This is a genomic window from Pseudomonas asturiensis, from assembly GCF_900143095.1.
GTDB classification, from domain to species: domain Bacteria; phylum Pseudomonadota; class Gammaproteobacteria; order Pseudomonadales; family Pseudomonadaceae; genus Aquipseudomonas; species Aquipseudomonas asturiensis.
In genome coordinates this window covers 17,515-43,347 of record NZ_FRDA01000001.1, presented here as the reverse complement: position 1 = coordinate 43,347, position 25,833 = coordinate 17,515, and the positions used below count along the sequence as shown (strand labels likewise).

At 58.5% G+C, this 25,833-nt stretch carries 28 protein-coding genes; 9 read left to right on the top strand and 19 right to left on the bottom strand.

Translation table 11 applies throughout. The features are described 5' to 3' along the window. The first annotated feature begins 12 nt into the window (after positions 1–12). The 9 genes from BUB69_RS00280 to BUB69_RS28745 all read left to right on the top strand — a co-directional run bounded on the left by BUB69_RS00280 (position 13) and on the right by BUB69_RS28745 (position 9,109). On the top strand, positions 13–327 hold the full coding sequence (locus tag BUB69_RS00280) for an ElaB/YgaM/YqjD family protein (protein WP_073161744.1): 315 nt from the start codon (positions 13–15) through the stop codon (positions 325–327). Between the two features lie 4 nt (positions 328–331). Further along, entirely contained in the window at positions 332–724 is a 393-nt protein-coding gene (locus tag BUB69_RS00275; RefSeq protein WP_073161743.1) for a phage holin family protein, read from the top strand. Beyond that, a complete protein-coding gene (locus BUB69_RS00270; RefSeq protein WP_073161742.1) occupies positions 721–1,062 on the top strand; it encodes a hypothetical protein in 342 nt (113 codons plus the stop codon). Before BUB69_RS00275 ends, BUB69_RS00270 begins: the two co-directional genes overlap by 4 nt. A 128-nt stretch (positions 1,063–1,190) precedes the next feature. Next, positions 1,191–2,354, top strand: a complete 1,164-nt coding sequence (locus BUB69_RS00265; protein ID WP_073161741.1) for an EAL domain-containing protein — start codon at positions 1,191–1,193, stop codon at positions 2,352–2,354. 63 nt (positions 2,355–2,417) lie between these two features. Further along, on the top strand, positions 2,418–3,749 hold the full coding sequence (locus BUB69_RS00260) for a deoxyguanosinetriphosphate triphosphohydrolase (RefSeq protein WP_073161740.1): 1,332 nt from the start codon (positions 2,418–2,420) through the stop codon (positions 3,747–3,749). A gap of 347 nt (positions 3,750–4,096) precedes the next feature. Further along, a complete protein-coding gene (locus BUB69_RS00255; protein WP_073161739.1) occupies positions 4,097–4,495 on the top strand; it encodes a response regulator in 399 nt (132 codons plus the stop codon). 310 nt (positions 4,496–4,805) lie between these two features. Then, the gene (locus BUB69_RS00250) at positions 4,806–5,432 is read left to right on the top strand and encodes a response regulator transcription factor (RefSeq protein WP_073161738.1); all 627 of its coding nucleotides are present in this window, start codon (positions 4,806–4,808) and stop codon (positions 5,430–5,432) included. Between the two features lie 8 nt (positions 5,433–5,440). After that, complete coding sequence (locus BUB69_RS00245) at positions 5,441–8,509, top strand: transporter substrate-binding domain-containing protein (RefSeq protein ID WP_073161737.1); 3,069 nt, start codon at positions 5,441–5,443, stop codon at positions 8,507–8,509. A gap of 228 nt (positions 8,510–8,737) precedes the next feature. Further along, positions 8,738–9,109 (top strand): hypothetical protein, encoded by a 372-nt coding sequence (locus tag BUB69_RS28745; RefSeq protein ID WP_073161736.1) that lies wholly within the window; start codon positions 8,738–8,740, stop codon positions 9,107–9,109. A gap of 70 nt (positions 9,110–9,179) precedes the next feature. Here BUB69_RS28745 and BUB69_RS00235 read toward each other — a convergent pair whose 3' ends face one another. From BUB69_RS00235 to BUB69_RS00150, 19 genes are all read right to left on the bottom strand, one after another. Continuing rightward, on the bottom strand, positions 9,180–9,632 hold the full coding sequence (locus BUB69_RS00235; protein ID WP_073161735.1) for a structural protein P5: 453 nt from the start codon (positions 9,630–9,632) through the stop codon (positions 9,180–9,182). 607 nt (positions 9,633–10,239) lie between these two features. After that, a complete protein-coding gene (locus tag BUB69_RS00225) occupies positions 10,240–10,617 on the bottom strand; it encodes a hypothetical protein (RefSeq protein WP_073161733.1) in 378 nt (125 codons plus the stop codon). Positions 10,618–10,684: 67 nt separating this feature from the next. Next, positions 10,685–11,083 (bottom strand): DUF1353 domain-containing protein, encoded by a 399-nt coding sequence (locus BUB69_RS00220; protein ID WP_073161732.1) that lies wholly within the window; start codon positions 11,081–11,083, stop codon positions 10,685–10,687. 64 nt (positions 11,084–11,147) lie between these two features. Beyond that, positions 11,148–11,660, bottom strand: coding sequence for a hypothetical protein (locus BUB69_RS00215; protein WP_073161731.1), 513 nt, complete (start codon positions 11,658–11,660; stop codon positions 11,148–11,150). Beyond that, the gene (locus BUB69_RS28355) at positions 11,650–13,263 is read right to left on the bottom strand and encodes a beta propeller repeat protein (protein WP_141121800.1); all 1,614 of its coding nucleotides are present in this window, start codon (positions 13,261–13,263) and stop codon (positions 11,650–11,652) included. Before BUB69_RS28355 ends, BUB69_RS00215 begins: the two co-directional genes overlap by 11 nt. Continuing rightward, a complete protein-coding gene (locus tag BUB69_RS00210; protein ID WP_073161730.1) occupies positions 13,260–13,934 on the bottom strand; it encodes a hypothetical protein in 675 nt (224 codons plus the stop codon). The genes BUB69_RS28355 and BUB69_RS00210 overlap by 4 nt, the downstream gene beginning before the upstream one ends. Further along, entirely contained in the window at positions 13,934–14,827 is an 894-nt protein-coding gene (locus BUB69_RS00205) for a hypothetical protein (RefSeq protein ID WP_073161729.1), read from the bottom strand. Before BUB69_RS00205 ends, BUB69_RS00210 begins: the two co-directional genes overlap by 1 nt. Beyond that, positions 14,824–21,150: a tape measure protein gene (locus BUB69_RS00200; protein WP_245825253.1), complete on the bottom strand. Its 6,327-nt coding sequence runs from the start codon at positions 21,148–21,150 to the stop codon at positions 14,824–14,826. Before BUB69_RS00200 ends, BUB69_RS00205 begins: the two co-directional genes overlap by 4 nt. Continuing rightward, the gene (locus BUB69_RS28740) at positions 21,147–21,287 is read right to left on the bottom strand and encodes a hypothetical protein (protein WP_175561623.1); all 141 of its coding nucleotides are present in this window, start codon (positions 21,285–21,287) and stop codon (positions 21,147–21,149) included. Before BUB69_RS28740 ends, BUB69_RS00200 begins: the two co-directional genes overlap by 4 nt. Before the next feature lie 138 nt (positions 21,288–21,425). Beyond that, positions 21,426–21,635 (bottom strand): hypothetical protein, encoded by a 210-nt coding sequence (locus BUB69_RS00195; protein ID WP_073161727.1) that lies wholly within the window; start codon positions 21,633–21,635, stop codon positions 21,426–21,428. Between the two features lie 41 nt (positions 21,636–21,676). Continuing rightward, the gene (locus tag BUB69_RS00190) at positions 21,677–22,042 is read right to left on the bottom strand and encodes a hypothetical protein (protein ID WP_073161726.1); all 366 of its coding nucleotides are present in this window, start codon (positions 22,040–22,042) and stop codon (positions 21,677–21,679) included. 72 nt (positions 22,043–22,114) lie between these two features. Then, the gene (locus BUB69_RS00185) at positions 22,115–22,588 is read right to left on the bottom strand and encodes a phage tail tube protein (RefSeq protein WP_024688088.1); all 474 of its coding nucleotides are present in this window, start codon (positions 22,586–22,588) and stop codon (positions 22,115–22,117) included. 56 nt (positions 22,589–22,644) lie between these two features. Then, complete coding sequence (locus tag BUB69_RS00180) at positions 22,645–23,016, bottom strand: DUF3168 domain-containing protein (protein WP_425439329.1); 372 nt, start codon at positions 23,014–23,016, stop codon at positions 22,645–22,647. Between the two features lie 11 nt (positions 23,017–23,027). After that, complete coding sequence (locus BUB69_RS00175; RefSeq protein WP_073161724.1) at positions 23,028–23,450, bottom strand: HK97-gp10 family putative phage morphogenesis protein; 423 nt, start codon at positions 23,448–23,450, stop codon at positions 23,028–23,030. 1 nt (position 23,451) lies between these two features. Continuing rightward, entirely contained in the window at positions 23,452–23,631 is a 180-nt protein-coding gene (locus tag BUB69_RS00170) for a hypothetical protein (protein ID WP_073161723.1), read from the bottom strand. Positions 23,632–23,640: 9 nt separating this feature from the next. Next, positions 23,641–23,961 carry a head-tail adaptor protein gene (locus BUB69_RS00165; RefSeq protein WP_073161722.1) on the bottom strand — a complete coding sequence of 107 codons (321 nt, stop codon included), beginning with the start codon at positions 23,959–23,961 and terminating at the stop codon, positions 23,641–23,643. Beyond that, a complete protein-coding gene (locus tag BUB69_RS00160; RefSeq protein WP_073161721.1) occupies positions 23,961–24,302 on the bottom strand; it encodes a head-tail connector protein in 342 nt (113 codons plus the stop codon). The genes BUB69_RS00165 and BUB69_RS00160 overlap by 1 nt, the downstream gene beginning before the upstream one ends. Position 24,303: 1 nt before the next feature. Further along, the gene (locus tag BUB69_RS00155; protein ID WP_073161720.1) at positions 24,304–24,573 is read right to left on the bottom strand and encodes a DUF7210 family protein; all 270 of its coding nucleotides are present in this window, start codon (positions 24,571–24,573) and stop codon (positions 24,304–24,306) included. 45 nt (positions 24,574–24,618) lie between these two features. Beyond that, positions 24,619–25,833, bottom strand: a complete 1,215-nt coding sequence (locus BUB69_RS00150; protein ID WP_073161719.1) for a phage major capsid protein — start codon at positions 25,831–25,833, stop codon at positions 24,619–24,621.

Sequence of the window (25,833 nt, the reverse complement as noted above, 5' to 3'; positions counted from 1 at the left end):
ACGGAGAACACCATGCCTCGCCAAACCGCACAGAATGCTCAGGAAATCCTGATGGCAGACTTCCAGGTCCTGGTCGCCGACACCGAGAAACTGCTGGCGCACACCGCGACCCTCGCAGGCGATCAGGCAGATGAACTGCGTGCCCAGATCCAGGAAAGCCTGCTGCGTGCCAAAGAGACCATCAAGCAGACTGAAGACTCCCTGCGCGAACGCGGCGAAGCTGCAATCATCGCCACTGAAGAGTACGTACAGACCAACCCCTGGCAGTCGGTCGGCCTTGCCGCCGGTGCCGGCTTCCTGATCGGCCTGTTGGCCTCAAGGCGCTAATACCATGACTTTGGGAACGGAATCAGGTCCGCCCAACGCGGACCAAGGCTCTTCACCGCGGCGCCTGGGTGCCGCTTTCCTGGGCTTGCTGCACAGCCACGTCGAGTTGTTCGGCATCGAGTTGCAGGAGCAGAAAGCACGCACCGTCAGTCTGCTGTTGTTTGCAGGACTGGCGCTGGTGTTCGGTCTGTTGCTGCTGACCGGGCTTTCGGCGCTGCTGTTGATCGTGCTGTGGGATACCTACCGCCTGGCCGGCATTGTCGGTCTGTGTACGTTCTACTTCCTGGCTGCAGTGTTCTGCGGACTTCGGTTGAAAGCGGCGATTTTCGACGAGTCCTCACCGTTCCACGCGACCCTCGAAGAACTGGCCAACGACCGCGAGCGACTGCTGCCATGAGCGAACCCAAATCACATCAGGGCAACACCCGTCGCGAGCTGCGCAAGGCGCTGATCCGGCTGCGCATGGAAATGCATCGCCAGGAAATACGCCACGAGTCCACCACGCTGCTACAGCCCCTGCAACGCTTCAGGGGGTTGCGCCATGACTGGAAAAGCGCACTGGGCATCCGCCACGCGCCACTGTGGGGAGTAGGTTCGGTCGCGCTGCTGGGTTTCCTCAGTGGCAAGCGGGTCAAGACTGGGCGTACCAGTTTTCTTGGCAAGCTGCTCAAACTGGGAATCACCCTGACGCCGCTGATCAAGGTAGCCATGCAGAGTCGCGCCCGCAAACGCTGATCTGCCTGTTGGCTGCATTCTTGCTAATTCCTGCCGTATGACACTTGGCCCGCTGTGGATCACCGCAGCGGGCCAAGTTCGTGTATCACCCCTCTCAGCCACCCTCACCCCTCACTAAGGAGGGCCACGTGATTTCAGGGCAACCTCTTGCCTGCTTTCAGCCATTCATAGACACCGCCACCGGCCGCATCGCGGGCGTGGAGGCCCTTGGACGCTTGCGCGACGGCGAAGGACGGCTGCAGTCGGTCGGACCACTGTTCAACGACCCGCACACCTCTGCCGTAGAACTGCGACGCCTTGACCGCCTGATTCGCGACCACGCCCTCAGCCGCCTGCACCAAGCCCCGAATGACTGGTTCCTGAGCCTGAACATATCGCCTCGCTGGATCAGCCGATTGAAGCCGGGCCAGGCATTGCCGAGCCTTGCGCAACTGGCGCAGCACGGTGTCCCCGCCGAACGCGTGGTGTTTGAGATCACCGAGCTGGGCGGCGACATCCGTCGATTGAGCGAGGTGGTTGCTCGTTATCGAGAGGCAGGCGCACGTATCGCCATCGACGACTTCGGTGCCGGGTACTCGCAGCTGGACAGGGTTCTGGCGTTGCAGCCGGACATTCTCAAGCTCGACATGCGCCTGTTTCAGGCCGCCGCGAAAGGCGGTCCAAGCAGCGACGTGGTCAAGGCGCTGGCCTTGATGGCCGAGAAAACCGGCTGCTGGATCATTGCCGAGGGCGTAGAGACCGAGGCCGAGTTGCATTTCGCACTGGAGTGCGGTGCACGCTATGTTCAGGGTTACCTGTTCGCCAGAGGCGAGCTGGAGTTTTTTGCCGCTGACGCCTTTGTCGCCCGTTTTGCCGAACTGCGCGATCGTTACGTACTGCGCAAGGTGGCAGAACGTGCACGCCTGATGAGCCTGCGCCAGAGCCTGGCAACCCTGATGGACAGCCTGCAGCGCTGGGCACAGACGCAGGCACCGATCAGCGCCCTCCCGCAACTGCACGACTATCCCTGGCTGCTGCGTTTCTATCAGTGTGATCGGCACGGCACGCAACTGACTCCCAATCTGGAGTGGCGCAACGATGCCTGGCACGCCGACGCCCGTTACCTGGGTCACAATTGGTCGTGGCGTCCTTACTTCTATCACCTGCTTGCCGAGGGCTGGCACGAACGTCGGCTGACCCTGTCCAACACCTACCGCGACGCCACCAGCAACCAGTACTGTCTGACGGCTGGCCAGTTCTTTGACGACGGCAATCGCCTGCTTCTGATCGATATCGACGCCGCCGGGATGTGAAAGCCTTGCGGCGCGAGCGTCGAACCGGGAAGCTAGCCCCAAACGACTGACGGAGTGAACGCCTTGGATTGGCAAACCCTGCTTAACCGCGAACGACTCGGCAAGACCCTGCACAGCCCTGAAGAGCTGGGGCGCAGTCCTTTCCACAAGGACCATGACCGCATCATCTTTTCGGGTGCCTTTCGCCGTCTGGGACGCAAGACCCAGGTTCATCCTGTCACCAGCAACGACCATATCCATACTCGCCTGACCCACTCGCTGGAAGTCAGTTGCGTCGGACGCTCGCTGGGCATGCGGGTCGGTGAAACCCTGCGCAGCGCCCTGCCCGACTGGTGCGACCCCAGCGATCTGGGCATGGTGATTCAGTCGGCGTGCCTGGCGCATGACATTGGCAACCCTCCGTTTGGTCATTCAGGCGAAGACGCCATTCGCAACTGGTTCAATCACGCGGCCGGACGTGGCTGGCTGGATGCAATGAGCGACGTCGAACGTAACGACTTCCTGAATTTCGAAGGCAACGCACAGGGCTTTCGCGTGTTGACGCAACTGGAATACCACCAGTTCGACGGTGGCACCCGCCTGACGTATGCGACGCTGGGCACTTACCTCAAGTACCCATGGACAGCCCGCCACGCTGACTCGCTGGGTTACAAGAAACACAAATTCGGTTGCTATCAAAGCGAGCTGCCGATTCTTGAGCAGATCGCAGCCAGGCTGGGTCTGCCGCAGCTCGAGGAGCAACGCTGGGCGCGGCATCCGCTGGTGTACCTGATGGAGGCAGCCGACGATATCTGCTACGCCCTCATCGACCTTGAGGACGGTCTGGAGATGGACCTGCTGGACTACGCCGAGGTCGAAGCCCTGTTGCTCGGTCTGGTGGGCGACGACTTGCCGGAAACCTATCGACAGCTCGGCCCCGACGGGTCGCGGCGCCGCAAACTGGCCATCCTGCGCGGCAAGGCCATCGAGCATTTGACCGATGCGGCGGCCAGCGCCTTCGTCGAGCAACAGGATGCTCTGCTGGCGGGCACGCTGCATGGCGATCTGGTGGAGCACATGCACGGTCCGGCAAAACGTTGCGTGCTGGACGCCAAGGACATGGCGCGCAAAAAGATTTTTCAGGACAAGCGCAAGACCCTGCATGAGATCGGCGCGTACACCACCCTGGAAATCCTGCTCAACGCCTTTTGCGGCGCGGCGGTCGAGCAGTACGGTGGACGCACACCGTCCTTCAAGCATCGACGCATTCTCGACCTGCTGGGCAGCAGCGCGCCAGATCCCAAGGCCCCTCTGCACGCGTCGTTCCTGCGCATGATCGATTTCATCGCGGGCATGACCGACAGTTACGCCACAGAGATGGCCCGAGAAATGACCGGCCGTTCAGGGCAAATCTGAACGCTGCAGACTGCGCAGCTGAGTCATCAGGTGCGCAGCACGGCACAGGAGACAGGCAAGAAGTGCTCGATTGAGCGTTTGGGGTCGCTGGCGGCCCCACCGGTCTTTCTTCGGCTTTTACCTCGTCTTGCCTTTGCTCACGACTCGTTCGCACAACTTGTTAGGGTGAGTCCTACACACTTATAGGACGAATCCTATCGCAGCCTTTCCGGCTCCCCCCCAATAATCCCGCCACTTCAATGGCCGAACCGGTGAGGTGCCCAACTGTCCGCGCCGCTGCAGGCCGCAGGCAGGTATCGCCCCGGCTCGCTTCTTCCCTGCTTCGTCAGCTCTCAGCCGGAAAACTCATGTTCAAGCACAATCTGCGAATCCTGTTGGTGGAGGATCATCCTTTTCAACTGATCGCCACACAAATCCTGCTCAACAGCCAAGGGTACTTTCTGCTTACCCCGGTCCTCACGGCTGGCGAAGCCATGGCTGCAATGGAGCGCAGTCCGCAGCCTTACGACCTCATCCTGTGTGACCAATGCCTGCCGGATCAGCCCGGCCTGGACCTGATCAGCGAAGCGTTCAGACGAGGCCTGGCACGTCAGGCCATTGTCCTGAGTGGCCTGCCCGCGACGCAATTGCTGGATCTGGCGTCACTGGCAAGCGAGCAAGGCGTACCGCTGCTGGGCTGCCTGAGCAAACCGCTGCATGGACCGGATCTTGTACGCCTGCTGGCCGAGCCGCCGCTGACGGCCTGACACAGTCTGCCCGTACCGACGACCCGACGCGCGCGCCGGATAACCGACAGTACCTTGGGAAATCAGTGACAACCATGAAGGCTAATTCCCAAACGCAATAAACAGAGGTGTAACTCTTCAACTAATCGTCACACTGAAGCGCGACATGCTTTTAAACAAAGCGCAATAAAAGTAGGCATTTACGTACTCCGATACTCTAAATACTGTAGGAACTTTCCTATATATGCCTGCCGACCAAGTCTCTTCATGTGCCTGCCCGAACATCTGAGCTAAGGTGCGCGCTTTCTTCGCTGCTTGTATGGATTGAAATATGAACTCAGTTTTTATCATCGACGACCACCCTGTTGTTCGACTGGCTGTGAGAATGCTGCTCGAGAACGAGAACTACGAGGTGGTTGGCGAGACCGATAATGGTGTGGATGCCATGCAGATGGTCCGCGAATGCATGCCCGACCTGATCATCCTCGACATCAGCATCCCCAAGCTTGACGGCCTGGAAGTCCTGGCCCGCTTCAACACCATGGGCCTGCCCTCCAAGATCCTGGTGCTGACTTCCCAGACCCCCAGGCTGTTCGCCATCCGCTGCATGCAGTCCGGTGCTGCCGGCTATGTGTGCAAGCAGGAAGACCTCAGTGAATTGCTGAGTTCGGTGAAAGCGGTATTATCCGGCTACAATTACTTCCCCAGCCAGGCATTGGCGCCCGCTGTTCGTGAAGATGGGCACCCCAGCGAAATCGAACTGTTCAAGTTGGTCAACGACCGCGAGCTGATGGTATTGCAATTGTTTGCCCAGGGCCGTTCCAACAAGGAAATAGCCAAAGGCATGTTCCTCAGCAACAAGACGGTCAGCACATACAAAACGCGACTGATGCAGAAACTGAAAACAAAAACCTTGGTAGAACTTATCGAGATGGCAAAACGCAACGCGCTAGTGTGAGAGACCGGATGTCCAAGCGCTTCAAGCATTTCCTGATACTGGCCACCAGCCTGTTCCTGGGCTGGGGCATGCAAGCCCGCCTCGAGGCCGCCGACAGCTATACCTTGCTCGGTCGTTCAAGCCCGGCTCACATGGACGTGAAGCTGGAAAGCCCTCAATGGCAATGGGTACGCAGCAAGCGCGAGCTGATCCTCGGCACCTCGGCACCCGACTATCCCCCCTTCGACATCACTGTCTCTGGCAGCGACTACGAAGGCATCACTGCCGATTACGCGGGAATCATTTCCCGTGCACTGGACCTGCCCGTCCGGATCCAGCGCTTCGACACACGGGACGCGGCCATGAGAGCCCTCATCGACGGTGAGATCGATCTGCTGGGAACGGCCAATGGATTCGAAGCCAGGGACCGTGGCATCCTCCTGTCGCAGCCTTATTCGGTTGATCAACCGGTACTGGTCACACGCATAGGGGAAACGCGCCCGCTGACCGATGGACTGCTGGGGATGCGCCTGAGCATGGTCTATCACTACCTGCCCCTGTCCGACGTCAAGGCGACCTACCCCAACGCAACCCTGCGTACCTACCCGTCCTTTCAAAGCGCGATAAACGCTGTCGCCTTCAATCAGGCAGACGTGTTTCTGGGCGATACCATCTCGACCCAATACGTGATCAACAAGGGCTATCTGAACAACGTACAGATGGCCAACTTCGGCAAGCATGAGGCCGAAGGCTTCAGTTTCGCCGTCAGGCAGGAAAACACACTATTGCTGGGCATCATCAACCAGACGCTCAAGGCCATACCTGTTGACGAGCGCATCGACATTTCCAAGCGCTGGAGCGCCGGCAGCGACTTGCTGCTCACTGACCAGAAACTGCAACTGACCCAGCGGGAGGAGCGCTGGATCGCCCAGCATCCGACGGTGCGCGTCCTGGTCAACGAGGTCTATGCACCCCTGACATTCTTCGATACCTCAGGCAACTTTCGCGGTATCACGGCAGAGGTGCTTGAGCAGATACGATTGCGGACCGGGCTGAGATTCGAGGTCCAGCGCGCAGCAAGTCTGGGCGACATGATGAATCAGGTCAGTCAGGGTCAGGCAGACATGATCGGTGCACTGGATTCCAGCGACGAGCGCGAGGACCAGCTGACGTTCAGCCGCCCTTACATCGACACGTCTTTCGTGCTCGTGACACGCAAGGATACGGGCTCGCCGATCCACCTGGAGCAGCTGAAAGGCAAGCGACTGTCCGTTACCCGAGGCAGCTCGCTCCTGAACTGGCTACGCCGTGAGCACCCTGAAATCGTGGCGGTGGAAGTCGACAATCCGTTCCAGGCGCTGGACATGCTGGCACTGGGCAGAACCGAAGGCACCGTCACCTCGCTGCTCAGCGCCAACTACTTTCTGTCCTCCGGCATCTTCGGCGACCGATTGCAGATCACCGCCACCGCAGGCGATGATCAGGCGCTGATTTCCATGGCAACCTCCCGCAACGCCACCGAACTGAGTTCGATCCTCGATAAGGCGCTGGCCAGTATCGCGCCACAGGAAATGGCGGTGATCAACAATCGCTGGCGCTCCTACTCACCTGCCGGCGCTAACTGGCATGACTACCAGCGACTGATCTACCAGATTCTGACCGGAGCCGGGCTGCTGCTGATGGCCCTGCTGGCCTGGAATGCCTACATGCGTCGCCAGATCAAGCAGCGTGAGGCAGCGGAACGAGCGCTTGGCGATCAATTCGAGTTCATGCGCGCTCTGGTCGATGGGACGCCTCACCCCATTTACGTGCGTGACCGGGAAGGCCTGCTGCGCATGTGCAACGACAGTTACCTGACAGCGTTCACGGCCCGGCGCGAGGACATCATCGGCAAGAGCGCCACCGACGGTATTTTCAGCAACGCATTCGAAGCCAAGGAATACGCTGCCGACTACCAGCGCGTCATGGACAGCAACACCGCAATGGTCCTGGATCGCACGCTGCATATCGGCGACAGGGAGTTGACCATCTATCACTGGATCCTGCCCTTCCGTGACACGCTGGGGGAAGTGCAAGGCATTATTGGTGGCTGGATCGACATCAGCGAGCGCCGCCAGCTTATCGAGGATCTGCAGACGGCCAAGGAGCAGGCCGATGCCGCCAACCGCGCCAAGAGCACGTTCCTGACCACCATGAGTCATGAGATCCGCACCCCCATGAACGCCGTGATCGGCATGCTCGAACTGGCACTCAAGCGCGCCGATCAGGGCGAACTGGACCGATCGGCGATCGAAGTCGCCTATGGGTCGGCAAAGGAACTGCTGGATCTGATCGGCGATATTCTCGACATCGCCCGCATCGAATCAGGCCGATTGGCGCTCAACCCGGAACGCGCCAATCTCAGGCAACTGGTGGAATCGGTCGTGAGGGTCTTCGAGGGGTTGGCACGACAGAAAAACCTGGTCCTGGCGCTTGAACTGGACAGCCGGATCAATACTGATGTACTGCTCGACCCGTTACGCTTCAAGCAGATCCTCTCGAACCTGGTCAGCAATGCCATCAAGTTCACCCAGCGAGGTGAAGTCAGGGTCGTCCTGCAGGCCAGCGAGATACCCGACTCCAGTCAGCTTCAGCTCCATGTCACCGTGCAGGACAGCGGCATCGGCATCAGCGCCGAAGACCAGCGCAGGTTGTTCGAGCCCTTTGCCCAGGTCGACAACAACGGTCAGATGGCCCGTACCGGTGCAGGCCTGGGGCTGGTCATCTGTCGCAGCCTGTGCGAGATGATGGGTGGCACCCTGACGCTGACCAGCGAACCTGGAAAAGGCACGCAGATCAACATGCATCTGCTGCTCACCCCGCTGGACCCCGCGCTCAACCTCCCCGTTCAGCGTGATCCGCCGCCAGCAGCGACCCACGTTCTGCACATCCTGATCGTCGATGATCACCCGGCCAACCGGTTGCTCCTGTGCGAGCAACTGGGTTTTCTGGGGCATCGCTGCGAGGTCGCCGAGAACGGTGCACAAGGACTGGAGCGCTGGCTGGGCAACCACTTCGATCTGGTGGTCGCCGACTGGAACGCCCCAATAAATCCCTAATATCTCTTTCTATTCAAATAGTTACCCACAAAAACAACCTTTTTAAGCTTTGCGTTTACCGCCTTAACTATCCCCATAAAATCAGATGCTTACAGTAGCGTTTCGGGGAGGTTTTCAAGACCAACCACGCGTAATCACCCCATCCCCGGCGTCCTGCCGACGAACACCACTCCCCAAATCTGAAAGACTCAACTACTGTATACACATACAGCATTTGAGAATCACATCATGGATATCGACGTCGCCGACGATTGGCCTTACAACCCAACCGAAGAACAAATGATCCGGCAGCATGCCCACCTCATCAACGAAGAGAACCGGTTGCTGCGTGATGAGGTGGCCCGGTACCGGCAGCACCTGGCCAAGCTGATCGACATGCACAATACCGCATCGGTCGAGCGCGACAGACTGTCGGTCAAGCTTCGCGATGCAGAAAGCCGAGTGTCCGACCTGCTGCGCAAAGCGGCTGACTCATGGGGCAAGATCAACTCGCAGCAGTACGTAATAAACCAGCACCGAGAGGTGATGCGAGAAGCTGGTATCGGCCCTGAGTCTTGGGGGGAAAGGCTGAGTAATCGGGTTGAGCCTGCAAGCGACTGATGCGCCGCCGAACCGGTATGCGAACCCGCTCACCCTTGTTCCAGACGACGGCCTATCGTTTTTATCTCGCTCATGTCAGCGCCCGCCGCACACCCTCAGCAATCACCGCCTGACTGTAGGGGTTTCCGCCGTTCTCATGCTTGATGATGGCGGTGACCACTGCCAGCAGAATGCGACGATCCCGAATGTTGATGCTCTCGTTCGGCAGCACGCCCGCTTCCGCTGACACCGCCCTGACGTAAGCGTCGGTGTTGTTCTCCACGGCCGGAGCCCAGCGGTTGATCGTCTCGCGCACGGTGTCTATTCCCTGCAGGCCGATGCCAGGCGTACCGTCCTTCCCGCGATAGTTGATCAGCAGCTTGGCCAGGGCGCGGATCCCGTTCTCGGGCGAGTCGAACCGGGCGAAGCGTGGCTTGGCGACGCCTTCCTCGATGCCGATCTGGCCTTGCCAGTCGTTCCGGGAGTTGTAGTCGATGTTGCCGGGGTTGTTATTGGAAATTCCGCGTGGTAATTTTTTCATCATGGATAACCTCATTTGGCGTACAGTTAGCGAGTTCCCTCACTACGAAATCTGCGAAGATGGAAGGCTTCGTAGCTATCGAAGGAAGGCGCGTTCGTGGAGAAACCCACAGTCGGATATCAGGCCAGAACCGGTAGAGGTTCCTGGATCGATCACTTCTAAGGGGTATGTAGCGTTTATTTTGAGAAAAGAAGGCTCGACAAAGCCGCATCGAAGACTGGCGCATCGGTTAGTAGCGCTGGCATTCATTCCGAACCCTTCTGGCTTTTCCGATGTCGCCCACAACGATGGAGATCCCGGAAACAACTGCGTATTGAACCTTCGATGGGATACGCACAGAGCAAACCAAATGGATATGCGTAAGCACGGAACGATGCAGGACGGAGAACGCTGCATTACGGCAAAAATCACCGAAGCGCAAGCTGCCGAGATCAGACGCAGATCCTCAACGGAGGGGCGAGGTGTAGGTAGGCGACTTGCAGCGGAGTTCGGGCTTTCGCCTGCACAGATAAGCCGCATTGCAAGCGGTACGAGATGGGCCTCCCTACCCTAGTTTTCTCCAGGCGAAAAAAAGCCCGCTCAGTGGCGGGCTGCGTGTAATTAGGTTGATTTAGCCGAGGCGTGCAGATCTCACCTCAGGGCTGAGTTTGAACTCAAGGTAGATTTCTACTGCGGCGACCCAGTGGCGGTCGGCAGGATCGATAACTGAAAATAACAGCAGCCGTGCTTCCTCCAAGCCGACAAGATCAGCCATCGTTCCACCCGTATTCGCGCCTATATGCTCTAGAGCTCGCTTCCTTGCATTTGTGAGGTGGCGACCGACTTTGACCACCGCGTTTGGCTTCCAGAAGACGTAGACGCCAGGATTAGCCACGTAACTCTCAGAACAAGTTGCTGCCTCGTTGACCTTCAACTGACGAATATGAAACTTGGAAGCAATCCCTCCAAACTCGCCCGCGAAGCACTCCAATACCTGTCTGATCTCCATCACTCACCACCCCATCCAATAATGAGAGAATCATGACCGCTACTCATCAGTTTGCCTAATGGGGGAGCTATCCAGACGAAGAAAACCCCGGACTGGCCGGAGTCGTGTTGTAGTGGGACTTGCCGCCGAGCCTGACACCGGCCCAAAACAGCCAGGCGCGCCAGCGGGCGACACCTTCGGCGCGCAGGGCGCGGTAGAGAACGTCGTCGCACTGGCGGCGGGTCAGCAGGCCCTGATCGTAGAGCCAGTCGTGCACAGCGCAGGACGCATTGCCGTAGCCGACCAGCAGCGCATAGATCAGCACCAGCCAGACGCGAAGGCCACGGATGCTCGCGAAGTTGGTCAGGTAGCCGGCCGGGACGACGATCAATCCATGCTCAGGGTCAGCCAGCTCCAGATCGCGAATCAGCCGCCATTCCCAGCGGCCCAGTTGTTCGGCCGCCAGCGGCGCGATGAAGTAGGACATGGTTTCTCCGGGCGCAAAAAAACCGCACATCGGCGGCTGGGGGAGTAACTGGAATTTGTAGTCGTCAGGTGGGCAGTTCCAGCTTCGGAAGCTCAGTGATGAACTCGGCCACTGTCGGCTGTGCACGATCACCAGAAGTTACCGCGGCCAGTTGCTCATAGGCATACGCCCAAACCAGAGAGCGCCACTTGCGGAAGGCAATCCCGTCTTTCTGAAATCGCTCAACTTCCGGCTCTTCTGCATAGCTGATAGCAGTCGAGATACTGTCGTAGCCGCGCGCCACGGCAGAGTCATTGAGCAAGGCCTGAATTGCTCGCTCAAACATGCCGGCCAGCTCTTTTTCAGTTGGGGGGATGACCTTCCATGCCTGAATAACTCGCTCACCCTCTCTGCGCAGCTCGCCGGGCTCCAGCCGACCACCTTCAGGAAGCGCGGGAGCGTCGTCGAACTCAATTACCGTGTATCCGAGCGGCTCAACCTGGTGTGCTTCTATCGTGTCTGAGAAGCCCACATTAGGGAACATCTTTCTGAAATCTTGCTCATTGAACTGAGCCAGGGTTTCGACGTTAACCAACATAAACCGTACTCCTGAAGTTTGCCGAATCAACACCTTTAACGACAGAGATTATGGAATCCACACCATTAGATGCTGATCGTATGCCAGCATTAGAGGAGGCGGTCGCGCCCAATACTGCTGGAACGCCAATAGGAAATCTTGATATAACTGTGTATACGCCATCCTTGTATTGATAGGTTGTGGAACCATCAATTATGACTATCCTGTCAGGAAAAGGCACAATGAATTGCTGATATTTATTCGCGCTTAATGTTATTGCGGTAACAGCAGTGATGTTAACTAGCTCGTTTGTTGAGCTATACAAAATACCGTTTTTTATCGCCAGCGTAACAGAGCCTAACTTAGCAGCAGAAAGAAACTCGGTAACAGAAGTCTGAGATGTTGTGGTAACACCATTGTCGCGAGATATGAATACATCTGCCTCATTACCTCGAATTATAATCATTAGCGTATCGCTGACATGATATATCTTTGACTGAAACGCAACAACTGAGCCTGACGACCCCAAGCTTCTAGCGGCAAAGGTGTCGCCTAGGTTGTCAGAGCTTGCAAATCTGGTGCCCCCGGACGTGCCCCTATCTGTAATTAGAAACAATCTTCCAAGCCGAAAGGAAAGGTCGATAATATTACCAACACCGCCCAGGGTAGGAATCACTGTTGACCAGTCTTGTCCGCCGCTCGAGGACCTGTAAAGCGCGAAAGCGTTGCCAGATGACTCGGCAGAAAACCTCGAAACAAACACATTTCCTGAGCCATATGTTATCCCGTAAATCTGAGCATCTACTGGTCTTGATAGAAACTGAAAGCTTCTTCCGTTGTTGGTGCTTTTGTAAACCATTCCGCGTCTAGCGGGGTCATTGGAAATATCTATACCCCACCACGTACCCGCGCCATCGGTGGCAAACTTGCTCATGTAGGTAGGTAGATTCCTCGGATCAAATATAACCTCGTTAGGAATTTCAGGCGGTGTTCTCTGCGATGGGAAATACCTTGAATCACCCGGCCACAAAACCAGTATTACACCAGCACCGCCTGCCCCTCCTGGCGATCCTTGAGTTGACCCCTGTACGTTGTAACCTGCCGCTCCTCCACCCCCGCCGCCACCAGGATAGCTTCCGGGCAGCGCAGTTTGAATATTGGTTATTTGATTTGCGGTAATAAATGGATAGCTGGCCTCGGCATCAAAATAAGAGATTGGAGAGCCAGGGTTTCCGCCCGAGGTCGGCGATGTTTGCAATGCCCCAGTACTGCCACCAGGATATCCATCACCCGCTGCGCCTGCATCTACGCCGCCCGACGTACCGGTAAGAATAGACCCAAATGAGAACGCACCAGCAGCAATCGAATAACTTATCTGTTGGCCCGGCGTAACAGAAACGTCATTTATATATCGACGACGCCCACCTTTGCCGCCCGCGCCACCAATTCCCCCAACGTTCAATACGTGGTTTCCGCCTGTAGTTCCGGTATTCCCTTGCTCGATACCGAGCACAGAGATAGAGGTAACGCCAGCGGGCACGGTGAACACGCCCGATCCGCTGAGCAGCGCGCTCCCGCCCTCCTTGAATTCTTCAGACGTGAGAAACATGCGCTTAAGAGTCAATTGGAAGCCCCTTTGCGGCCTTTGACCGTCGTGCCTTGGACCGTGAGGATGTATTCGGCGCGCTTGCCTGCGTTCGGACTGGTTGGCGCAACGCCGCCTGGAGTCGTCCAGACGATTGAGCCGGGCCAAGTGATCGCGAAGGCCGTGCTGCCCTGTTGAATCTCCACAACGAACACCATCACCTGCGTGGTCGTGAGTGTTGGCAGGCTGAGTGTCAGGGTCGTGGCGGCCGTCGGTGTCAGGCTGAAAAACCCGGTGGTGTTGACGTTAAGCGCGTAGGTGCCGGAAACGCTGGCGGTCGCCATGGCGGGCTCAATGAATGAACCCATGATTAGCGTCTGGTAAGAGACGCCGGTTTCGTTCGCGTTAACGGCCAGCGCGCGCCGGGCGTTGCCGGCCATCGAAGGCAACCCGGCCTGACTGCCGATGGCCGCCGCGATTGCCGCCGCAGAATCTGCTGAAGCTTTGGCTGCCGCAACATTCCCTGACACGGTCGCGGCGTAACCCTCAATGGCGGTGACCTGCTGGCCGATCCACGTGAGCGAGGCATTAACCTGCACAACCATCGGCGGCATGGCAGCAATGAACGGATCCGCGTACTGATTGAATGCTTCTTGTCCATCAGCCCGCGATGGCGCACGTGGAAGCGGTGTAACGACCGGTATAGCCATCAGATAAGCCCCTCAATGGAAAGCTGGCAGTCAGATGCATCCGGTCCCGAGTAGATCAGGTCGAATGATTTGAAAAAGCCGTAAATGATTGTTGCCTCGTAGGACTCTTCACCGATCCAGACCACAGGCTTGGAGCGGACTTCGGTCAGCAGCTTCTTGATCTTGCTTACCTGATCGGTAGCGACGACGACAGGGAAATCGCCCGTGTCCGAGAATGCTCCCGGCACCACCACAAGGTTGCCGAACCTGTCGCGCTCCTTGCGACTGTAATCATCAATCCCGACCTTGGCGCTGTAAGTGGTGACACCGATCGGTACCAACTTGCCCAGCACGAGCGCTCCCACAGATGCGATCGCAATGCTGGTGATGGTGACTGTGATGCTCGCGCCCCCGTACGCTGGCATATCCAGCATGACTAGGCTGTTTCGCATATCGATGTCTGCAAAGAACCAGTCGTACCAGTTGTCCACGGCCCCATCGACCAGGCTGACGGTCTTCGAGTAGACCTGCCCCTCTAACGGGTCGGTGACAGTGACGGTGACGGACTGGCCCTGGACGTTGAACAACGCAAGCGAGTTGACCACCGAGCCGGGCTTGATGGTCACTGTTACGGTGCCGGGGTTAGACGTTGCCGTTCCGACCACCTCGTCAAACATCCGCCAACGGTTGGTGTAGCCGATTTCCATCCACGTCGGCGGATCGGCCGCAAGACCGGTCAGCGGACTGTCGGTGGTCGTCGCGGCCAGCACTTCGTACACCTTGTGCTGAGCCGCGATGATCTTCCGAGTGCCTATGGTGTTGGTGCCGGCGGTCCACTCCGGGTAATCGTTTTCCGCCACGTTGGAATTGACCAGCTTGGCGGGTGTGACCTCAATTGGCCTGATGAACCTCATGCGGACGCACTCGCTTTTCTGGTGGGTGGCATACCTTCCTTGTCGAATTTCTCGAACAACTTCCGGCTTTTGTCCGAATCGATCTTCATTGGCCCAACGATCTGTTTCACGACGTCGATCAGGGTGTCGACCTTACGCTCCAAGGCATCACTGCCCTTGCGGTCGTCACTTTCCATTGAGCCCGCTTGCGGTGCGCTGTAGATCTGGCCAGGGCTGGTGATATCCAACACCGGGCCGCCCGCCGCAAACGCTGGCATGTTTCCGGCGTTCATCTGGTCAAGAAACTCGGTACCGAACATTCGGGTCGCATCGGCGTTCATGACGTACTCGCCGTTTGAAAGCCTGGCCAGAATGCTGTCACTGGTTCCAGTACCAGGCCCGTACACCCGGCCGCCGGTTGCGTACGCACGAACAGAGCCGTTGGCCTTCGCTGCGTTGGCAATGGCCTGCTCAAGCTGCGCCACTGTCAACGCGCCCGATGCGACCTGATCGGTCCAGTACGACGCGCCATCGTTCATGGAGATTCCGGCAGCTTTGTAAGCCGACTTGATCGCGTCCTCAGTGGCCGCGTTCTTGATCGCAACCGCCAACTGATCCAGGCCTACGGAGCCGTTGCCGACCTGCCCCTGCCAGTATTCCTTGCCCTTCGCGTCTGCGTTCTTGCCCAGCAGATCCCGGTATACCGAATCAATGAACGTTCCGGTGTTAGTCGCATTCGACGGCTTGATCACTCCGAGCGCAGCCACCACGGCCGCATTCATTGCGTTCACGGCGTCGGTGACACTCATGATCGAGTTGTCGACACCGTTGATGGCATCAATCTGCGCCTGGGCGAACTCAAGCTGTTGATCGAAAACGGCCATCTGATCGTCGTAAGCGGTTTTGGCCTGCTCGAGCTGATCCTCCAACGACTTGACCAGCTTTTCCGCACTGGTGAGCTGCTTGCCATTCAAGGCGTTCAGCTCGGCCACCACGTTGGCCGTCCGGCCTTGATCCCGATTGAAGTCCTCCAGGGAGGCGTACAAGTCGGTGTTGTTGCCGCTGATAGTCGAGAGCGCGTCATCCAGACCGGTCACGCTGGACAGCGAGCCGCCCGCCTTCACCGTCGCCAGCGCGGATTGCAGCGTGGCCTGCGCCTGGCTGCGCAACATCTTGACCGCATCAGACGAATCACCGCGCAGCGCCTTGAGCGCATTGCCCAAGGAATTGCTGACGGTGGCCAGGTCGTTCACGCTCTTTGTGGCAGTGCTCGACATATCGTTGAGCGCGGTGACACGTGCGTTGTAAGCGGTCGTCGTGGCCTTCTGCTCGGCCGCGATGGCTCGCTGCACAGCAGACTGGCTTGTGGTCGCAGCGCCCACCAACTTGTCGATGATCGTCTGTACCGCCTCGGCCGCTGTATCGGCGGCCGTCTTCGCAGCTGCCGCCGCGTCATCGGCGCGCTTCTCCAATATGGAGTAAGCCGCCGCTGCGTTTTCGCTCAGGTTCATCAGCGTGAAGAACATCGACCGGCCAGCATCCGTTGTGCTGTCGATACCCTCCACCATCGCCCGGAACCCGGATCGGCTGGCAGGCAGCGCCAGGCCGAGCGCCGTGAACTGCTTGTTCACGGCCGCCAACGTGTCGTCCGCACGCTCGGTTTCGCTGAAGAAAGCTTCGTAATAAGACTGCGACGACTTCTGCAACGCTTCCATGCCGCCGGCCATTGCCACGTACTGCTCAGTCAGCTTGCCGCCCCACACAGACACGGGCAGCGCATTGACATTCAGCAGTTCGAACATGCCATTGATGCTGTACAGGTTGTCCACGAACTCCGTCAGCTGCACGAAGTTGTAGTTGCCGATCCCTGAGTTGGTCGCATCGGAAATCGCGGTCACGGCCGCCTGCCCAAGCTCCGTATACCAGGCGTCCAGCGCGGTCTGAATCTCTTCCTCGGTGCGGCCCTGCGTACTGATGTACTGGGTCGCCATGTTCAGGTTGTCGAGAACCGTCTCGTTCAGCGTCACGTTCAGGCGATGAAAGTTATTCAGCGCGGTGAGAATCGTGTCGTTGTACTGCTGGCCCAAGGCGTCGCTGACGCCATCAGCCAGCGGAGTGTCCAAGAATCGGGTTTTGCTTGATCCGGAAATCAGGCCGCCCTTCTTCTTTTGCTTGATGTAGCCGCTGGCATCAAAGTCGCCATTGGCCACGCCGAGAGCTATGCCAGAGTCTTTGGTCTGGTAGCCGCTGCCGAACAGCTTGCTGCCGACTTTGCTCCATACCGCCTGGAACAAGGTCGAGCCGGTCAGGATGGCGGCCATCTTTCCGCCGACCACCTTGCCCAGCATGCCGTCCATTTTTTCGAAGTACTTGGCCGTCAGGGTCTGAGGCAGCATTGCCACCTTGCCGAGCGCAGTATCGCCAGCGCTGTCCCACATCGCACTGGCGTCCGGGCGCACGCCGGCGCTGTACAGCTTGCCCGACTGATACATGCCCATGATGATCGCCAGCGGCCACATCGCCGCCGCGCTACTCAGGGCAGCACTGATTTGACCGCCCAAGGTCGCGGCGCTCGCAGCGACCCCGGCTTCGGCTGCTGCATAAGAAGCCGTTGTCATGGCGGTGACGCCGGTACCGAACTGCGCCCCAACCGATGCCGCGCCCTGGGTGATTGCACCCGACAGCGCAGCCGTGGTGATGCCTTCCGCGCCAACGATGGCTGCAGCATTCGCCGCCGTCGCACCGGTGAAGGTGCTGGCCAACTGTGTGAAGCCCGATTTCAGCGTGGTGGTGATGCCGCTCAGCATGTTGCTGTAATAGCTCACGCCGCCCGACACAGCGCCGCTGACGCCACCGGATGCATAGCCGGTCGCCACGGACGAGCCGACGCCGGTAATGGTGTTCCAGGCAGACATCAGGTTTTTTCCGATCCCGACCGCGCCACTCCACAGACCGCCCGAAGTGCCGCCGGTCGATGTTCCGCCAGCACTCCCGAGCAGCTTGCTCCAGACAGCACCCAGCCCTTGGCCGTTGTCCGTGCCGGTCAGCCAGTTGCTGAACGACGCCAGCAGCGGCTTGGTGGTCAGCATGTGTGCAATCTCGCCCAGGGTTTGTTTGAAACCCTTTTTGAGGTTATCCCACAGCGATTCCGCGCCCTCGCCGATGTTGGCCCAGGCGTTGGCAAAGACGCTGTCGATTCGATCGATCGCGGCCTCGGTCATCTGACCCCAGAGCGTGGCCTTGGAGCGGTTGACCTCGTATTCATTGCCCAACTTGACCAGCGCATCGCGGTACAGCGCGGCGTTTTCTGGATACAGCGCCATCGCAGCGTTCAACGCTTTCTGCTCGTCGGTGTAATCCTTCAGCATCTTGATCTGAGGGTTCAGGCGGTCAACGATTTCGTTGGCTTTGTTGGCCGCCTCCAGCGCCTTGTTGGCCTCCAGCTGGGCTTTGGTTGTCGCCAGCAGCTGCTTGTATTCCTCGCTGCCCACAGCAATGTTTTTGCCCGCCAGTTCGGCCTTGACGGCCTTCTCGACGTTGAACGCCTCAAGCGCTGCGGTGCCCTGCAGCGTTGCTTTGGCTTCTTTTTCGAGGTTCTGAATCTCGACCTTCATGTCGGCAATCGTTTTGGCAACGTCAAGACGATCTTGGGCATCGTGCTGGGCGTTGATTGCCTGAGTCACTTTCTCACGCGCTCCGGCGCCGGTCTTGAGCAACTCCTCTTCGATTTCTTGCTGGATGGTCAGAGCACGGACGTTATCAGCCCCCTTGAGATACGCATCGGCCATCGCGTTCGACGATTTGAGGGCGATATCAGCTTTTTTGGTGAACTCGTCGAGGGCTTTGGCCTGTTTCTCGATCAGCTTTTCGCCGTCGCTCTTTTTGGGCTTGTTCGGATCGGTACTGGCAACGATACGGTTCATTGCAGCTTCTGCCCGATCCTCTGGGCTCGCACCCGGCAAAACAGGTGTAGGTAGTGGAGCTGCGCCATTGGTGAGCAGCGAGTATCCAGAACGATTGGCCTGAGGTGCTGAGGCCCCCATAGCAACGCGCGTGGCAGAGGCAACAGCGAAGTTCGCAGCCTGCTCGATTGCCGTAATTTGCCGAAGGGAGCTGCTTTCCGCAGCGGCGGCGGTATCGGCATAGGCCTTGCTCTGCACGGCAGCGGCTTTCGTCGCCGCATCCTCGGCCGTATAGAGAGCGACCAATTGCAGCTTGAGGCTCTGCTGCTGGACCTTGTTCCCCTCTTTTACTGCGTCCTGATACTTTTTCAGGGTGTCTGTCTGCTCAGCGATGATTTTCGCCTGGGCAGCCTGAGCGGGAGTCGCCCCCATTTTTGCAGCCGTGTACGCGGCCTCTGCCTCTGCATTCGCGCCGAGCAAATCACGGGTTTTGGTCAATTGCTCAATGTATTTGTCCCACGCGTCCTTGGCGGCCTGCGTTTGGCCGCCTTTCGACTGGGCGTCCTTGAGCTGTTCCGTGTTGGAGGTCGCTTGGGCTGTTGCGGAGGCAACGCCGTTGATTTTTTTCCCGAAGTCGGCGGCTTCCTTGGTGCTTTTCTGGTACTCGCTCGCTAATACCACGAGTTCTTTACTGAACGCCGGATACAGCTTTGTGTTTTTTTCGATCCAGGCAGTGACGCTGTCCAGTGTCTTGCGACCAGCCTCTACGTCCTCAATCATTCCTCGAAATTCGGCCGCCATCGGGCCAAGAGTGATCCCGCGCTCTACTTTATAAGTGTAGGAATCAAGAGCATCGCTTGCCGCGTCGATAGCTTTGATCTGCTGCTCGGCCCACGTAATTTTCTGCAGGCGCTGCTGCTCCGCCGAAAGGGCTTTGTACTGGGCAATCGAGTCTTCAACTGTCGTGTTGTGCCCAATCAGAGAGCTGGTCGCACTGTCTGCGCTGGTACCCACATTGAAGAACGAATAGGCCACTGCGGCCGTCATGGCGATCAATCCCACCGGGCCAGTGAGCAGCGCAAGCAGACCTCTTCCCGCGGCGCCGACGAGCAGCATCGCTTTACTCGCACTGGTTGCAGCGGCAGTAGCAGCTTCAGAAGCCCTGATTGCAGCATTGGCGGCCAAAGTTGTTTCAGCAACTCCGGCAGCTGCTACCCCGCGTGCGGCGTAAGCGGCCTGAATCTCGGCAGAGGTCGCAGCGGTGGTAGCCGCGAGTTGGAGCTCCGCTTCCTGGATCTGGCGGATGATGGCAACTTCTGCCAACCGTGCCTCGGCCATTCTGTTTCGAGCGGCAGCCCGGCCTTGCTCGGTAATTTGGGCCGATAGCCGCTGCTCTTCAAGGACACGCTCAGCGGCGAGCGTTGTTTGCACGGTCTTCAGGTTGTTGATTTCGGACTGCTGACGCATGCGGTCCGCGCCCAACTTCTGCTCTGCTGAAAGAACCTCAGCGGCAGCCCGCGCCAGCATCGCTTTAGCGTCAGCCTGGCGGGACTGAGCAGTCAAAACAGCCTGCTTGGCAGCAGCCGAATCAGCCTCAAGTTGGCGCAACGTAGCCGTCGTTGAGGTGGCGAGCCCAACGGCCTGCTGCAGTGCTGCCTTCGTAGACGCTGCAAAACCGATAACCATCTGACCAGCGGCCAATGCAAGTCGCCCGCCGATGATGGCGGCAAGGGTCTCTGCCACGCTTGAAACGCGCGCAAATGTCCGCTCTACGGCAGCAGAGTCAGCTGTAAGCGTATCAATAGCTTTGGACACATCCACAATGACACTCGCAACCCGCGCGCTGGCATTGCCAGCCTGATCGACCCGACCGATCAGCTGTGTATATGAGTTGCCGATTGCCGTAACGCTGTTGCCGATCGTGACGGCTGTTTTCGCGTAAAGGCTTTCGACGGCCTTTGCCTGGCTCTGAAGCGCCTTCACAACAGCATCGGCGGTCAGCTTTCCGTCCGCGCCGAGTGTGCGGAGCTGCCCTACAGTTTTGCCCATGCCAGCAGCGATAGCCTGCGCCAGCGCCGGGGCCTGCTCCATGACACTGTTCAGCTCTTCGCCGCGCAGCACGCCGGATGCGAAGGCCTGGCCGAGCTGAATCAGCGCAGCGTTGGCAGAAGAGGCAGAAGCGCCCGAGATCGCCATCGTCTTGCTGATCGTGCCGACGATGCCTGCAACGCCCTCACCGGTCAGCTTCAGCTCTTTCTGGTTAGTCGCGATCCGCTGATACAGCTCAGCTGTTGCAGTCAGGGGCTGGTACGAGCTCTGGGCGATGGAAAATACCGCCTTCTGTGCAGCATTGAATTCAGCGGCGCTCGATGTGACCAGTCGCAGACGGCTGGCAATGGTCGCGTAGGCATCTGCCTGGCTCACCAGCGAGCTGAGGCTCATACCTGCAACGACGCCAGCCATGGCGTTTCGAACCATGTTGCCTGCAACAGACGCTGATTGGCCTGCCCGGATAAAAGCCGAATCCACAGTCGCGAGCTGACGGTCGATACGCCCAGAAACTTGCGCCACTGTAGCATCAGCGCGGGCCATTTCCTGACGTAGCTGCGCCGTGGTTGCTTCGAGGCGGATCAGCATCCCCTGGACTTCTTGAGACATTCACTTTTCTCCAGGCATAAAAAAACCCGCCGAAGCGGGTTGCGGTTCAATCAGGGGTATCAGGCGGCGTCTTTGCGACTGAGGGCGGCAGCGCGGAACCCAATACGAATGTCACGACCAATCGCCTCTTTGGTTTTAGGCTTTTCACTCGCGCCAAATGGATTGGTGTTGCGCAGGAATTCGACCTTTGCATCCCAAGCCATCAGGATTTCGGGAACTGGGATCGTCCAGGCCTCACTGGGCGGCCAGCCCAGCCAGCCGGTAGCCATGCCGAATAGCTCGTCGACATAACTACCGTTGCCGTCGCGCTTTACTTTTTTGGCTTGGGGTTTGTCGCGTCAGCAGCAGCGGCAGCTTCTTGCTGCTCTGCGGTTTTGGCAGCGGGGTTCAACAGCGCGCCGAGGTATTCGATCAAAGGCGGGGTGACGCTGATAATGCCCTGGCGGTAGATCTCTTCCTCAAGCTCTTCCATCGCGGAAGGTTTCAGTGCCAGGCCAGCGCCAGCAATGATCACTTGGGTGACTGCCTGCAGGCTGAACTTCTGAACCTCATGCATCGCAGGGAGGATGCCGCCGAACATCTTTTCGATGCGCTTCACCGCTTTCAGGTTGAACGTCAGGGTGTAAAGCTCGGTACCAACTTCAACATCAACAGTGCCGTGGTCAGTCTTGGACATTTGTTTATCTCTCTAAAATAAGGTTTGGAACCGGTGCCGCAGAATTGCAGCACCAGGCATTGCAGGCAGGGCTTACGGCGTCGGCAAGACTTCGTAGATGCCGGAGTTGATGCCGACGGTGACGTTTCGCTTGATCACGTCTTCAGCGCCGCCGACGGTCTTGCGAGAACTCATCACCTTGACGGCGAAGTAGTCGATCAGGCCGTCGACGTACTCGACTTTCACCGGGTAGTCGAACTGCGAGCGGTCTTTCTGCGCCGCCACAAGCGCGAGCTGGCCAGCGTCACCAACATCGAAGCCGATCGCCAATTCAACCGAACCAGCATCAGCCAGCCCTTTCAGGTGGCGGGTGCGCGAATCAGCCAGGGCCGAGAACGTGACATCACCGACTTCGTCGCCGTAGTCGCCGATGTTTTCCAGTTCGCCAACTTCGACGTAAGTCAGCCCGGCGAACAGAGTGATTGCGGCAGCTTCAGTCGCCGGGAGTTTTGCCGTGAGACGCGGACCAATAGAAAGTCGCGTACCGGCAGCGGTATTTACAGGCATGGGTAGTCCTCCTGAGGACAGGTGATGTAGCCGCAGCGCGGCCGGATGATCGGAAATTAGTGCTGGGTGATAATTCGGAGCGTGACTGAACCCATGTAGGTTTTGCCGTCAGGCTCGCGAGTGGTCTGGGATCGAATAACGCGAACAGAAACAGCTCGCCCCTCGTCCAGGTGCAGGGGTTTTTCGTTCAGGGCCTCGTAGATCTCGGACATGATCCGCTTTACTTCCATCTGCCCCTGAAAATCACTCCAAACAGACAGGTAAAACAGCCGATTCTCGCGCTGCCGCCCATAGATGGGAGTGGTGTTGCCGGACACTTCGTAATCGAGTGTCACATACGGATAAGGCGTGCCTTCAGGCACCGCATCGAACACCGGCACGGTGAGTTTTTCAGTCAGTCGCTCATCCAAGGCAATCTGCAGGGCCATGTCCGGACTGCTCATCGAACGCCCCCTGCCGCCTTGGCCAGAGTGCTCTGTATCGCTGCCCGAATGAGTCGAGCAATGTCGTCCCGGTTTAGATCGATCGATGGACGGAGCCAAGGATGCGCAGGCCTGGCCGCCATCATGGCATCGCCGAATTTATACTGCTTCGTGCCGTACTCGGTGAACTTGGCATAGAACACTCTCTTGTTGTCCCGTTTGCCCCGGATGCCGATCTGGGCATCCAGACCTGACTTTGATACGAACGCTTTAAGGGTCTCTTCGGCTTTGTGCGTATCCTTCGGAATCAGCTCCTTCTGGGTGGCAAGCACCAAATCGGCCGCCGCGACCATCGCTGGCCGCAAATCACTTTCCATCTGGTTTCCGATCCGGCGCAGGAGGCCTCGCAGCTTGAAATCGCCTCTAGAGCGTCTGGCCATATCAGGATGCCTCGGCAGGAGCTTTATCGAGGTCCTTGGACTTGGCACTGGTGATCGGGACTTCCTCGGCAATGCCGCGCTGGACCAGTTCAGCGCCGGCCGCTGCGTTGACGACAAACTCTCCGCCGGCTTCAACGTTTCCGAACGGGCCGGACAAATTGGCTTTCGCAATGAGCTTCATGCTGATTCCTTAAGGGTTTAGGACGTTGGAACACAGCAGGCGAAGCATGCTGCGCTCGTTATCGGGTAGAACGGCTTCAATCAGATACGTGATCCCGCCATCTACCAAGCGGCGCTGCGCAACCAGGTCAGGCGCCGGACGGCAGCGCATTTCAGCCGAGATCACCGACTTTATCTGCTGGGCCACCACCTGGGTGCGCCCGGTAGGGACGGTGATTTCTGCGCGCACGTCTCGGACCTTTTCCCACGTTTCAGCGTAACCACCACCAGGCTCGCGAACTCGCGTCACCTGCTGCAGTTCGCACACGTGCCTCAATGGACCGGCGCGCATCAGACCCCCAGCGACACGCGGTAAGGGTGCAGCAGCGACCGAGAGCCTTGCGGCAGCTCGGCGACGCTGACACCCACCACGCTGTCTTCACGATTGGCGTAAAGGTTGCCCAGGATCAGCAGACAGGCCGATGTGATCGCCTTGTTGATTATCATCGGGTCCTCACCAGCCGAAAGATCCAACACGGCCGCAGCCATGGATTCGGTATCGGCGTAGAACGACCGATTCAGGTAGGCCATTGCGGACTCTTCTGCAGCTTCCAGCTTGAGCTGCACGTCAGAACGATCCGCCTCTTCGGCCCGACAGTGCAGCATGGCCGCTTCGATATCGATCACCGACATGTCACGCGCCTTTTTTCTTGGTTGGTTGAGCCGATTTTTTGGCTGGGTCGTTTTTTTCCGGTGAGAAATCAAGCGACCCGCTTGTCATCACGCCTGCCGGGGCACCCTCTTCATTTTCGAGCGTGACGACCGGCTCATCATCTGAGCTATCTGCCTCGGCGTAACCCTTGGCGATCAGCTCACGACCATGTTGCTCAATGGTTTCGAAAGAGCGCCCCTCAGGCAGAACCTGCCCGCCCAAATACAGCGGCTTCAGAGTTTTCAGTTTCACGAGTGCCTCCAGTGGGCTGCCATTTCGGCAGCCCGGTCAGGGGTTTTAAGGAGTGGTCACCGGGGCGGTGAACTCGCCGTAGATGAATGCTTCCGGGCGCTTCACGGCCAATGCGGCGCGCTCCTCGCAACGGATCGAGATCAGGTTCTTCTCGAAGTCATCGGCGTTTTCAGTCGAGATCACCACGTTGGCATCCTCGCGGTCGAACAGCTGGGCGCCGGTCTGGAATGCTCCGGTCAGGAACTTGCCCTGGAAGCCCGCCGCCTCGGTGGCCACTACCGGCAAGCCCCACAGGACAGGACCGGCGAGGCCGAGCGGGTTAGCCAGGATGTAACGGCCGAGGCTGTCTTTGGTCAGCTCGATTTTCGCCCAGTCGATGAAGTGCAGCACGTGACCGCTGGCTGGCAGGCGCGCAAGCTGGGCCTGCAGCATGGCCAGGCGCAGGTCATCGATGCCGGACTGATTTTCAACCTCGAACGCAGGATTGAACACCGAAGCCTGCGGAACGATGCCGTGCAGATGAACGCCGGTCCCGTCACCGAAGAGAATTTCTTGCTCCTCGGCATATTTCAGGCCGTAGCGCATTTCCACGTCGATGGTCGATTGCAACTGTGCGAAATCGTCCAGGATCTGCTTGGACGCTTTGAACATGTGGGCAATCGTCGAGACCGCAGTCAGCTTCGAGGCAAACTCGATGTTCGAATAGGGCTTTTGCATGCCCTCGGCAACAACACGCGCGGCATTGGTAAAGCCAGTCTGCTGAACCCAGAAGATCGCCGGGGAGCTGGTGCGGCCTGGAGCAATCAGATCACGAATGAACAGCCGCTGCTTGGGAGCGACGTCGATGCCTGGCAAACGCTGCGGCTCAACAATGCCCTGAGCCACATCAGTAGACAGCAGAGCGGCGCTCACCGGAATATTGATGCGCTTGCCGCCTTCGATACTGGCGGCAAACGCCTTCAATGCCTCGCTCTTGATGACGGTCGCACCCAGGCCGTCACGGGCCTGCGCAGTACCTTGCGCCGGCAGACGGGCGAACTCTTGCTCCATCTCGCCCAGCTGGGCCTTGAGCTGCTTTTCAGCCTCGGTCAGCGAGTTGAATTTCAGCGCCAGCTCGTCGACGGCGGCCTTTGTTTCAGCGGACAAAGTGCCCGCCTTTTTGGCTTCGCACAGAGCAGATTCAGCCTTCAGGCTGAACTCGCTGGAGGCCTTGGCCAGCTCGGCGGAAACATTCTTGAGCAGTTCGTTTGTATCGGTCAT